The 11,772-nt window shown below is 44.3% G+C and carries 15 protein-coding genes; 7 read left to right on the top strand and 8 right to left on the bottom strand.

Translation table 11 applies throughout. The annotated features are described in order from the left end of the window. The first annotated feature begins 219 nt into the window (after positions 1 to 219). The 6 genes from B143_RS09710 (at position 220) to B143_RS0103585 (ending at position 4,331) form a co-directional block, all read left to right on the top strand. Positions 220 to 627 (top strand): hypothetical protein, encoded by a 408-nt coding sequence (locus tag B143_RS09710; RefSeq protein WP_248647496.1) that lies wholly within the window; start codon positions 220 to 222, stop codon positions 625 to 627. Next, positions 620 to 1,231: a ribosome biogenesis GTP-binding protein YihA/YsxC gene (gene yihA / locus B143_RS0103605; protein ID WP_018122239.1), complete on the top strand. Its 612-nt coding sequence runs from the start codon at positions 620 to 622 to the stop codon at positions 1,229 to 1,231. The genes B143_RS09710 and yihA overlap by 8 nt, the downstream gene beginning before the upstream one ends. After that, entirely contained in the window at positions 1,224 to 2,186 is a 963-nt protein-coding gene (locus B143_RS0103600) for a glucokinase (protein WP_018122238.1), read from the top strand. Before yihA ends, B143_RS0103600 begins: the two co-directional genes overlap by 8 nt. Beyond that, positions 2,179 to 3,045: a MurR/RpiR family transcriptional regulator gene (locus tag B143_RS0103595; protein ID WP_018122237.1), complete on the top strand. Its 867-nt coding sequence runs from the start codon at positions 2,179 to 2,181 to the stop codon at positions 3,043 to 3,045. The genes B143_RS0103600 and B143_RS0103595 overlap by 8 nt, the downstream gene beginning before the upstream one ends. Next, positions 3,038 to 3,784, top strand: coding sequence for a tRNA pseudouridine(38-40) synthase TruA (gene truA / locus B143_RS0103590; RefSeq protein WP_018122236.1), 747 nt, complete (start codon positions 3,038 to 3,040; stop codon positions 3,782 to 3,784). The genes B143_RS0103595 and truA overlap by 8 nt, the downstream gene beginning before the upstream one ends. A gap of 103 nt (positions 3,785 to 3,887) precedes the next feature. Beyond that, the gene (locus tag B143_RS0103585; protein WP_008314461.1) at positions 3,888 to 4,331 is read left to right on the top strand and encodes a hypothetical protein; all 444 of its coding nucleotides are present in this window, start codon (positions 3,888 to 3,890) and stop codon (positions 4,329 to 4,331) included. Positions 4,332 to 4,345: 14 nt separating this feature from the next. Here the strand turns inward: B143_RS0103585 and mnmA are convergent, their stop codons facing one another. Beyond that, entirely contained in the window at positions 4,346 to 5,443 is a 1,098-nt protein-coding gene (gene mnmA, locus B143_RS0103580) for a tRNA 2-thiouridine(34) synthase MnmA (RefSeq protein WP_018122235.1), read from the bottom strand. A gap of 5 nt (positions 5,444 to 5,448) precedes the next feature. Then, entirely contained in the window at positions 5,449 to 5,811 is a 363-nt protein-coding gene (locus B143_RS0103575; RefSeq protein WP_008314464.1) for a hypothetical protein, read from the bottom strand. Between the two features lie 105 nt (positions 5,812 to 5,916). On the opposite strand from B143_RS0103575, the gene B143_RS0103570 reads away from it, so the two are divergent. Further along, the gene (locus B143_RS0103570) at positions 5,917 to 6,348 is read left to right on the top strand and encodes a PaaI family thioesterase (RefSeq protein ID WP_018122234.1); all 432 of its coding nucleotides are present in this window, start codon (positions 5,917 to 5,919) and stop codon (positions 6,346 to 6,348) included. A gap of 50 nt (positions 6,349 to 6,398) precedes the next feature. On the opposite strand, the gene efeB is transcribed toward B143_RS0103570, so the two are convergent. The 6 genes from efeB to B143_RS0103540 all read right to left on the bottom strand — a co-directional run bounded on the left by efeB (position 6,399) and on the right by B143_RS0103540 (position 11,742). Next, the gene (gene efeB, locus B143_RS0103565; RefSeq protein WP_018122233.1) at positions 6,399 to 7,658 is read right to left on the bottom strand and encodes an iron uptake transporter deferrochelatase/peroxidase subunit; all 1,260 of its coding nucleotides are present in this window, start codon (positions 7,656 to 7,658) and stop codon (positions 6,399 to 6,401) included. Next, on the bottom strand, positions 7,658 to 8,554 hold the full coding sequence (locus B143_RS0103560; protein WP_018122232.1) for an EfeM/EfeO family lipoprotein: 897 nt from the start codon (positions 8,552 to 8,554) through the stop codon (positions 7,658 to 7,660). Before B143_RS0103560 ends, efeB begins: the two co-directional genes overlap by 1 nt. Then, the gene (locus B143_RS0103555) at positions 8,535 to 9,377 is read right to left on the bottom strand and encodes an FTR1 family iron permease (RefSeq protein ID WP_018122231.1); all 843 of its coding nucleotides are present in this window, start codon (positions 9,375 to 9,377) and stop codon (positions 8,535 to 8,537) included. The genes B143_RS0103560 and B143_RS0103555 overlap by 20 nt, the downstream gene beginning before the upstream one ends. Before the next feature lie 11 nt (positions 9,378 to 9,388). Then, positions 9,389 to 9,706 (bottom strand): cupredoxin domain-containing protein, encoded by a 318-nt coding sequence (locus tag B143_RS0103550; protein WP_416236263.1) that lies wholly within the window; start codon positions 9,704 to 9,706, stop codon positions 9,389 to 9,391. Between the two features lie 74 nt (positions 9,707 to 9,780). After that, entirely contained in the window at positions 9,781 to 10,341 is a 561-nt protein-coding gene (locus tag B143_RS0103545; protein ID WP_008314477.1) for an iron transporter, read from the bottom strand. Between the two features lie 138 nt (positions 10,342 to 10,479). Next, complete coding sequence (locus tag B143_RS0103540) at positions 10,480 to 11,742, bottom strand: uracil-xanthine permease family protein (protein ID WP_018122230.1); 1,263 nt, start codon at positions 11,740 to 11,742, stop codon at positions 10,480 to 10,482. Positions 11,743 to 11,772 lie beyond the last annotated feature (30 nt).

Below are 11,772 nucleotides of genomic sequence, written 5' to 3'. Positions count from 1 at the left end.
ACAAGGGACGTATGGGGAGATTATTAGATTGATAAACAATGATAAAACGAGCAAAAATCGTTGAAATCATTTATCATGCTTGCCTGATTTTAGGGTTATGGGCCTCCTTGCAAAAACGTGAGTATAACATAAACACCTTTTATGCCACAAAAGCTGATTTTGGAAGTGGTGGCTTATTTGAGAGATATCAACGGATTTTACTGGATTATGTCTAAATTCATGCGAAAAATAACAATTTTGCTGATACTGACGTTAAGCGTAGCTTACGGGCAGGGGCAATTGACCTTCAACGCCCTTGAAAAGATGAAGGGACCTTTTAGCTTTACCGAACAAAATTTGATTGCACAATTGATGTCCATGCAGCAAGCGCAAATCGATGCAGGTGACATCACAGAATTTCAATCTCGCTGTATTGCGAGCAATATGGTGGTGATGTTTGGCGATGCAAATGCCGAGCGCTTTGTGCAGATCGCCCAAAAAGCGTATACCCATAGTATGGATGCGCTCTCCATCGATGACATCAATTTTATGCAAACGATCAACACGAAATACATGCCCGCTTTGACGATTGTCACAGGGGAATGTAGCGAAACAGATTCACAGAATCAAGAAGAGGACCATGAGTAATTTAATTCAACGCTTTCATGCGACAACATTTTTAACGAGCGCCAATCAGCTCAATCAATTGCCAGACAACGATGGCAGAGAAGTGGCATTCGCTGGCCGATCTAACGCAGGTAAATCCAGTGCTTTAAATGCCTTAACTTCTCAAAATACATTGGCGCGCACGAGTAAAACCCCAGGTCGCACGCAGCTCATCAACTACTTTGAAGTGGATGAAAAGAGCTACTTGGTGGATTTACCAGGTTATGGTTATGCAAAAGTGCCTGAGCGCATTCGTTTGCATTGGCAATCTGTATTGCAAGGCTATTTTGAAACGCGTAAAAACTTGGTGGGGTTAGTGATGTTGATGGATGTACGCCATCCTTTAACGCCATTGGATTTACAAATGTTAGAGTGGTGCGAAGCGCAAAATTTACCCACCCACATTTTATTGACCAAAGCTGATAAATTAAAACGTGGCCCTGCAAAAACTGCGCTTTTTCAAGTGCAAGCAGCGCTAAAAGAATTCAAAATGCCTGTAACGGTGCAGCTCTTTTCTGCAACCGATCACACCATTGGCTTACAAGATGCCTTAAAAGTCCTCAATGAGTGGTTGCCGCGTGACTAAGATTCGAGCCTTAATTGCGGACATTGGTGCAACGCATGCCCGTGTGGCGTGGGTGGATGAAGCCTATGACTATCATGATGTTGCGATTCATCGATCCGCAGATTTTAATGCCCCCGATGAAGTGATTGATGCCTATTGTCAAACGCTCGGCATTGAACGTCCGCAGTTAATTGTTTTGGCCATTGCGGCGCCTGTTGAGTTAGATGATGTTCACTTTGTGAATAATCATTGGCAATTTAAGTTAAGTGATGTGAAGGCACGTTTAGCTCCATCGACGGTTCATTTTTACAATGATGTGGAGATGCTTGGCGCAGCCTTACCCCATTTGCCTGAATCATCATTGGTCAAAGTGGGCGGCGGTGAATTGTCCCCCTATGCGCCAAAGCTTGCCATGAGCTTAGGCTCAGGCATTGGCACAAGTTTGGTGGTGCATCATCACAATTGGTTGGCGATTCCCTCAGAAGGCGGGCACTCTGCCATGATGATGGAAGACCAAGAGATTGTAAACTTTTGGCAAATGTTAAGATGTAGTGGAAAAGATGAGATCATTGTGGAAGATTTTATTGGCGGTCGAAGAGGCATCCCACAGCTCATTGACTACATGACAAAACTTTTAAATGTAAAGCACAAAGATTCATCACCAATGGCGCTGGTTTCTGGATTAATTGATAAAAAAGATGCATTTGCTGTGCAACTTTTTGGTCGATATTGTGCTATGATTGGCGGTGTAGCGAAAAACTACACTTTAATTACGGGAGCTAAGTCCGTTTATCTTGCTGGTGGCATCATCCCACGGTTTTTAGAATTTTTTGTACAGTCCGACTTTCGCAGTGCCTTTGAGCACAGTGCGTCGGTTTTCCCGTTGTTGCAAAAAATTCCAACCTTTGTGGTGACCGATCCTTACCCTGCATTAACCGGCCTAGTTCAAACCATTGCCTTTATGGAGGATGAATAGAGTGATCTCACACATCAGAAGCCATCGTGACAAACTAAGAAAATCAGAAAAACTCGTCGCCGATTGGATCATGAATCACCCGAACGACGCGGCCTCTTTCTCAATTGGTATGTTGGCAAAAACGGTGGGCGTTTCAGAACCCACAGTGATCCGCTTTTGTCGCGCCATTGGTTTTGACGGTTATCATGTGTTTAAACAAGAGTTGGCAGAATCTTTAAATGCTGGCGTACCATTCATACACAGCAATGTTTCTGAGTCTGACAACACAAAAGACATCGTCAATAAAGTGATTACGCAAGCCTCTGCGGCATTGCTTCGCACCAAAGAGTCTTTATCTGTGAAGGCAGTTGAGCAAGCGGTGAAAATTTTACTGCGCTCATCGAATGTATTGTGCATTGGGCATGGCGCATCAAACGTTGTGGCGCTCGACATTCAACAAAAATTGTTGCGCGTGGGCATTAATGTGTCCGTGTTCAGTGATCATCACGTTCACTCGCTTGCGGCATCGTTGATGGGTAAAAAAGAGGTGTTGATCGCCGTTTCCCATACAGGGCGCAGCCAAGACATTTTAGATTCTGTATCATTTGCTAAAGCCAATGGTGCTTCAGTGATCTCCTTTACCACTAAAGATTCACCGTTGGCAGAAGCCTCTGATGTGGTGCTTGAATCTGGCGCCACAGAAGACACCACCGAATACATTCCGATGATCTCGCGCTTAGCCGATTTAGCGATTGTGGACGTATTATTGGTGACATTGGCGCTTAAACGTGGCAATTCTTTCATTGATGAAATGAGCCGCTCAAAAGCGATCATTGAATCTAAACGCGTTCGCAACAGTCAGCAGCAAAACAATGGATAAAGAGAACATCGCGCTGGTCATCTCTTATGATGGCACGCAATTTAGAGGTTGGCAGGCACAAAAAAAACCACCGGTTCGCACAGTTGAATCAGTGCTTGTGCCAGCGATTGAAAAGGTTGCCAATCATTCCATTGAATTGATGTGTGCAGGGCGCACCGATGCTGGCGTGCATGCGCGTAATCAAGTGGTGAATTTCATCACAACGGCACAGCGCAGTGATTACTCATGGATTCGCGGCATCAATACAAATCTCCCTGATGATTGCGCTGTTGCTGAAGTGCGCCGCATGCCGCTTGATTTCCATGCCCGTTACAGCGCCAAAGGTCGCTATTATCAATATGTGATTGCCAATTTGCCTTATCGTTCCGTGATGGATCGCTTTTACACGACGCACATCAACTATCCATTAGATGTTGCAGCCATGCAGCAAGCGGCCAATGATTTGATTGGGGAGCACGATTTTAACGCTTATCGCTCCAGTGAATGCCAAGCGCCCACATCCATTCGAGAAATTTTTGACATTCGTTTGCGTCAACAAGGTGCTTATATTTACATTGATGTCCATGGCAATGCCTTTTTGCATCATATGGTGCGCAATATTGTGGGCGTACTATTAAAAGTTGGCAGTGGCAAAGCGCCTGTGACGTATGCAAAATCTGTGCTTGAGAGTTTAGATCGTAAACAAGGTGGCATCACAGCGCCGGCTTCTGGACTTTTCCTAGATCATATCGATTATTGATTCATATTAAGGTTAAATGGAATAAGTTTGACCTTATTTGGCTTAAATGCTGAGAAAGTACTATACTTTGATCATCCATCGATAACACAATAAAGGACGATCTATGAATAATCAAAGCATGACATTTAAAACGCCCGCCCAAGGACAGTTTGTGATGGCGGTGTACATTATCATCATTACAGTATTTGTGATTTTCATTGCACGTGCCTCAGAGGTGAACATCTCTTGGCTCATTTTTGTGGTGCTTGGCGTGTTTGCCTATGTGACATCGATGGCACGTGTTTCCCTTGTGGGGGATGCGTTGGTGGTTAAATCACCTTTAGGGAAAGGGCGCGTGTATCCGTTGAGTTCGGGTGCCTTTGAGATGCAAAAAGTCACCGGCATTAAAGCACACATCTCTTACTTTAAAAAAGAGGCCGACAGCATTATTTATACGCCCACAGGTTCTGATCGCAGCGTATTGGTGATGAATGGTTTATATCATCCTGAAGATGTCAAAGCGATGTTCGCGGCGATTGAAGCACGACAAAAAAACCTCAAGTCGTAACTTGAGGTTTGAGATTAACGTTCGATGATCGCGCCACCTAGGCAGACATCGCCATGATAAAAGACGATCGATTGCCCCGGCGTCACTGCGCGCTGGGGGTCATCAAATGCCACAAATAATCGTCCATCGTCTAAAAATTCAATGCGGCACGCTTCATCCTTTTGACGATAACGGATTTTCGCGGTGAGATTCTCATTGATGGCATTTAAATCTAAATTCGTATTGATCCAATGAACATCACGCGCAGTTAAGCTCTCTTTATATAAAGCAGGGTGCTCACCTTGCGCCACGATCAAAGTATTGTCTTCAAGATTCTTTTCCACCACAAACCAAGGCTCACCGGTTGAATTTTTCACGCCGCCAATGTGTAAGCCTTTACGTTGTCCGATGGTGTAAAAAGATAAGCCTTGATGCTCGCCAATCACCTCGCCATCCACCGTGATCATTTTTCCAGGTTTTGAGGCAATGTATTGACCAATGAACTCATTAAAATCGCGCTCACCGATAAAGCAGATGCCTGTTGAATCTTTTTTATCATAGGTGATGAGTTTATGTTTCAATGCCAATTCACGCACCACAGGTTTTTCAAGCTCACCGACAGGGAAGAGGGCATTTTTGATCTGCATCTGACTCAACAAATGCAAAAAGTAGCTTTGATCTTTATTATTGTCTAACCCTTTTAAGAGATAGGTTTGTCCATCGGCTCTGTGCGTTCTTGCATAATGGCCGGTGGCGATGTAATCTGCGCCCATCTCATTGGCATAATCTAAAAAGGCTTTAAACTTGATCTCTTTGTTGCACAAAACATCAGGATTTGGGGTTAAGCCCAACTTTAATGTCTCTAAAAAATAGGCAAACACGCGCTCTTTGTAGTTTTTCACAAAGTTGACTTTATGCAGGGGAATGCCAAGGGTATTGCACACTGCTTGGGCATCTTTGACATCCTCTTCCGCCGAGCAATAGCCCGTTTCAAAGTTATCTTCCCAGTTCTTCATGAAAACGCCATGCACGTCTGCGCCTTGCTCTTTTAATAAAAGGGCTGCCACAGAAGAGTCGACGCCGCCAGACATGCCCACAATGACACGTTTACCTTTAATATCTTCTTGAATCATGATAATTACTCAGTTGCTCCATCTTCGCTGCCTTCGCCAGAAGTGCCACGAATTCTTTCATACGGAACATAAGTTGGCTTATTGTTTTTGCCAGTCCCATATTCCACTAAACATTGTCCATTGATCCAATCATATTTGGTGACTTTATTCATCGAATGACCATTATAAGCACAGCGAATGTTATTGGTTAAAGGTTTGATGCACACCAAAATGATCAACGCAAACACAAGGGCTTCTAACGCAAAGAAAATGCGCTTTTTGTGCCAAATGAAAAAGAAAACAGGAATCTCTTTGCGCTTGGCATATAGGATAAAGCCCGCCAAAACAACTGCTAACCCAATGAATTGGAATGAGAGAAAGAAGATCAAAAGATAACTCCTATAAATATGAATGAATAATTAACGCCAATTTTACCATTATTTGATTTAAAATGAGAAAATAACTCGTCAGAAGTGAATACAGGAGAATATGGTATGTTAAGCACAGAACAAATGAACGCGCACACGCGAAATACATTGGTGGGGCACTTAGGCATTGATTTTACCGTCAGTGAAGATGGCTATGTAGAAGCCACAATGCCCGTAGATGAGCGCACCATTCAATCATACGGTTATTTGCATGGCGGCGCGACAATTGCATTGGCTGAAACCGTGGCAGGCGTTGGCACATTTAGCATTGCATTGCCAGATAAAAGCTGTGTGGGCATGCAGATCAGCGCAAGCCACATTTCATCGGCGCGCACCGGGGAAACCGTTGTGGCAAAAGGGCAGATTGTCCATCGCGGTAAAAGCACGCATGTGTGGGATGTGAATGTGTATGCGCTCGATGACAATCGACTCATTTCCACCATTCGCGTGACCAATGCCATTGTGAAAAATCGCAATCCCAGCATTTTTGCAGAGTAAGATGACATGAATGAAAAAGAGGCTTAAAGCCTCTTTTTTAAAGGTATGCATTAAAGCTGCTTGGCTGCCACAAATAAACTTTGACCTAAATACTCATTCGGATTGTTCATCCCTGGTAACGCAAAAAAGTAACCGCCCCCAAAGGGCTCAATGTAGCGCTCTAAGGGTTCACCATTGAGGCGCTTTTGCGTTTTAATGAAGCCTTGATTGAGGTCATTTTGATACGACACAAAAATGAGTCCCATGTCCAGTAATCCGCTGTCTGTTAAGCCTAAAGAATAACTGTAGCTTCTGCGGCGAAGGGGCGCGCTGTAACGATGTGGCACGCGCGGCTCAGCTCGGCGCATGTGGGAATCAAAGAGCACGCGGTCACCATGCGGATCTAGGGTAAATTGTGGGTCATCATGTTCATGCGTCATGCCAATCGGTGCGCCTGAATGTTTGATGCGTCCAAAATCATTTTCTTGATCTTCAAGGGGCGTTCTGTCCCAAAATTCAAGGTTAAAACGGATGAGGCGAATGGCTTGATAGGAACCATTTAAGCACCATAAGGGCTCTTTGTTTTTCTCGGTGACCCACACAATGTCATTCATCAAGGCTGAATCATTGCTTGGGGCATTGCCTGTGCCATCTTTAAAGCCAAACAGATTAATGGGGGTGGATTGTGTTTCAATGTCACGGGCGGGTAAAAAGCCATCCATTTTCCAAAGGGGTGCCATGTCATGATAATGATGCTTCATGATGTCCCGTAAGGCATAAATGAGGATCTCTTTACTGTTTGCACACAATTGTAAAACTAAATCACCGCCGCACCATTTTGGATCTAGGCGATCATTCGGGAAATTACTCATCGCGATTAAATGTTTGGGCTTTAAGGGCGCTAAACCAAAGCGATCATCAAAGAGAGATGAGCCCACAGAAAGGGTAATGGTGAGTTGATCGGGCAATAATTGTCCGCCCAATAATCCAGATTCTTTGGGTGGAAATTGACGATCATCATCATGATCTAGGGTTTGGGGCGCCGTTAAATAGGCAATGCGTTTGGAGAGTTTTTGAAATAATGCATCCAACTCATCACGGGTTTTCACTAAAAGATTGAAGGCCATAAAAATGGACTCTTTCGGTTCTGGCGTGATGATGCCCGCTTGATGGATGCCAAAAGCGGGCACCGTATCATAAAAGTGATCAGGAAAGGGGCGATTGTCTGTTGTTTGACGGGCAGTGTGTGCAATCGATGAGCTCATCAATAGCGCAGCGCCACTCAATCCTAAGCCTTTTAATAGGGAGCGACGAAAAGGGGAGTGAGACATTAGGGCATCTCCTTTGAATCAAATGAGTGATACACCTCGATGGCCAATAAACCACGCAATTGCGCCAATGCTTCGGCCAATTGTGAGGTCAAGCCATACAAATGCTGGCGATCCGTTTGCGTGAGTTGATCAAGGGGTAAATATGCACCTGCTTGATCATAGGGCAAAAGTTGCTGTCGAATGGCATGAATATTCTCTTCAACAGAGGTCATAAAAGCATCATCTAAATGAGGTTTAAGAACAGTTAAAATGGCAGTGATGCCTTCTAAATTGGCATTGATTTCACTTAAATCTGCACCGCTATAATAATGATCACGCCCTGATAACTTATTCTCTAAAATGTGCTCGGCAAAATCGGGCGCTGATTGCACAAGTTTGGGTAAAAATAGCGTTTCAATCTCCACGCGTTTGACTAAATCACGCAGATATTTGAGTAAACGCTGATTTTCTCGAAGGACATTGTGCACATCATGCTCATGAAAGAGCGCATACTCAACTGCATGAAAGCCTTTGAAATTCGGATCATTTTCTTGCAATAAATAGGCGCTTGCAGGCGAGTTGATCATGCGATCCATATTGCCAAACACCAAAATAATTGGGCGAATGGTTTCATAGGCATAATGGGCGCTTAAATAGTATTTTTCAGCGCTTTGGAGATCATTATTTTCAAGCGCTGTGGAGAGCGCCTTTAAATCCATCACCACGGTTTCAAGGCGCGCTCTGACAAACACCATGTAATCATCAATCGCTGTTTGATACGCTTCTGGCGTTGGAATGTCCCCAAGGGCAATGATGATGGGCGCATCCCCTGATTGTAAAATGGCTTGGCGACCCACTTTTGCATGTGTCACCGTCAATGTTGCCAATAAAGCCAAACTAATGAGCAGCGTGCGCACGGCGTCCTCTCCAAAATAGTGTAATCACAATGATCCAATAGAGGGCAAAGACGATGACAGATAATCCCGTCGGTGCGGAGCGATAGGCAAAGAATGACGATAAGAAATTGCCAATACCTTGACCATCATCAAGCAGGTGGCTTGTGTCCCATAAAGTGGCTTCAAAGAAGCTTGGGAGATCAATGTCATACTCAAGCAGTAAATTGGCCACTTCATCTGAGGCGCGCAACAATAAAGTCACCGCTAAAAAGAGCAGCATGATGCCGGTAATGGTGAAGAACCATTTCCATGACACAATTTTAGATGTCCAGATGAAAAGAGCGAGCGTAATGGCAGCAACGCCTAAGCCAATGGCCACTTCTGCGGCAAATGCGCCTGTGGTTTCTGGCGTTAAATTCATGATGATGGCGGATAAAAACACCACAATTTCACTGCCTTCACGGGCAATGGCAATGGCGATGATGAAAAGCGCCCCCCACCAAGAATGTTGTTTGGCCTGCTGATCAATGTTATTGATGAGGGCGCGGCTCATCTCTTTGCCATGCTTGTTCATCCAATACACCATTTGCACGATCAATATACAGGCAAGCACCTCCATAAAGATCATAAAGAGGGCTTGATAGAGGTCTTCAAGGTTGCTAAACACACCATAAATGGCCAGTGCTAACAACACAGAGAGCAACACGCCAAGGGCAACGCCGCCCCATAAAAATTTCATGCCATTTTTAGTGTCCGGATGGCGCTTGATCCAGCTGTAGATGATGCCTATGACCAATAAGGCTTCAAAGCTTTCGCGCCAAACAACAAATAATACGTTTCCCATCGGTGACCTTTTTACTCTTTAACAACAATTTTTCCGCGCGGATGATCTAAATGAAAGTCATCAAAAAATTCATATTCACCCGGTTTAAGAGGTGCGATGACCACCACAGATTTTGCGCCAGGGGCTAACACTTTCTCTTTGCGCAGTTGTGTGCTTTCAAATTCCGCAGGTTGCGTGCCTGTATTTTTCACTTCAATGCGGATTTTGGTTTTTTTTGGAACTTCTAACACCAAAGGGATCAAATCACCATCTTTCATTTCGAGTTCAACGGTGTATTTGTCAGCTTTGGCAAAAGCGGGCAGCGTGAACATCAAGCTGCACACGAGCATTGTCATCCATTGTTTGATTGTCATGGTGATTGATTCCTCATCTGTTAAAAGAGCGCAATTGCGCTCTTGATGGATCAGTAACTGCCTTTACGGCCTGTCCCTGCGTAGTCAAATTCCCATTCAACATCAAAAGGTTCAAACCACGGCGCAACACCAGTTTCTTTATCAATGTGGCGACCAAACATCACATCTTTATTGTAAGAAGGTGGAGAGATTTTAAAATTCACTTTGTATTTACCAAAGCCATCGAGTTTTAAGTTGTCACCATAATGTGGGCCATCTGATGCCACCATTGGCATGAATGTGCCGCTTTGGGCTTTGCTGCCTTCTTTATCAACGCGTTGAATGGTGTAATCCACCACTAAGTAAGGAATCCAATCCCCTTCGGCAAAGCCATTAGGATTATCTTCAACGGCGTGAATGTCCGCTTCTAAATGCACATCCGATTCAGTGGCAGGTAGATGGTGCATGTGGTGATGACCTTCTTCTGTATCCATGGTGATCGGTTGAAGATACACCCCTTGGATTTCCATACCATTTTCAATCACTGGTTGGCCAACGGGATACTCTTGGGCCAATGCAGCACTTGAGAGTAACAATGTGCTGACTAAACTCATTTTATATAATGTTTTCATAGTCGTATTTCCTTGACGATTGGCTGATAATAGCAATGATTATCATTTGCAAATGATGCTCGCGATTATACGCCTACTTTTTCAATAAAAAAAGCTCCCATTCGGGAGCCATTATCATCTTATTGTTTTTTTGGAAATTTAATCTTGTGCATCGCTTTCTTTAGGATGCGGCAAAATTAAATTGAGCACAATCGCTAAAACAGCGGCTAAACCCACACCTGCAAAGGGGAAACTTCCAATATTAATGGTGTAACCGCCAACGCCTGTGATCAATGTGGCACTGATGATCACTAAATTGCGTGGCACCATAATGTCAACGCGTGCATCAATCAAAGTTTTTAAGCCAATGCTTGCGATCGTACCAAAGAGTAAAATCATGATGCCGCCCATCACGGGTAATGGGATGGAATTTAAAAAGGCATTGAATTTACCCATAAATGCCATGGCAATGGCGAAAATGGCTGCATAGGTCATGATCTTTGGATTATCATTTTTTGTGATCATGACCGCACCTGTCACTTCACCATAAGTGGTCACAGGAGGTCCGCCAATTAAACCAGCCACACACACACCTAAACCATCGCCGGCTAAGGTTTTATCTAAACCAGGATCTTTGGTGTAATCTTTGCCTGTGACTTTACCAATCGCCATAATGCCGCCGATGTGCTCAATGGCAGGGGCAATGGCAACGGGTAACATAAAGAGGGCTGCAAGCCAATTGACTTCAGGGGCATGTAATTGAGGCACTGCAAACCAACGCGCATTAATTAAGTTCTCAAGGTGTAAAATGTTTTGTCCGTCATTCAGGCTTGCAGAGAAACCTGTGATATCAAACACAAATGTAATGAGATAACCTGCAAAAATCCCGCCTAAAATTGGGATTAAGCGAAATAAGCCTTTACCAAAAATGGTGATCAATACTGTGACTGTAAAGGTCGCGATTGATAAAATGATGGCTAATGTGTCTTTCATGATGGGTGTACCACCGCTGATGCCCATGGCCATTTGTGTGGCAGTCACGGCAACCGATAAACCAATGACCATGATCACAGGACCAATGACGACCGGTGGAATCAACGTATTGACCAAGCCAATGCCGCGCCAACGAATGATCAACGCAAAGACAAAATACATGAAACCTGCTGCAAAGAGGCCAAACATGGTGGCGCCCATGCCCCAAGTTTGTAGGGAGAAGATGATCGGTGCGATGAAGGCAAAGGATGAACCTAAAAAAATCGGCACTTTGCGTTTGGTGACGATTTGAAAGAGTAGGGTACCAAGGCCAGCGCCTAACAGCGCCATTGAAGGGTTTAAGCCGGTGAGTAATGGCACTAAAACCATGGCACCGAAGGCGACAAACAAGATCTGCACACCTGCAATGAAGTCTTTAATCGACTGCACAGTACGCTCCTTAATAAATCAATAGGGTGG

It is taken from the genome of Wohlfahrtiimonas chitiniclastica DSM 18708 (genome assembly GCF_000375345.1).
Lineage (GTDB): Bacteria > Pseudomonadota > Gammaproteobacteria > Cardiobacteriales > Wohlfahrtiimonadaceae > Wohlfahrtiimonas > Wohlfahrtiimonas chitiniclastica.
Note: the sequence above shows the minus strand (reverse complement) of the source record. Positions and strands in the feature narration are given on the sequence as shown.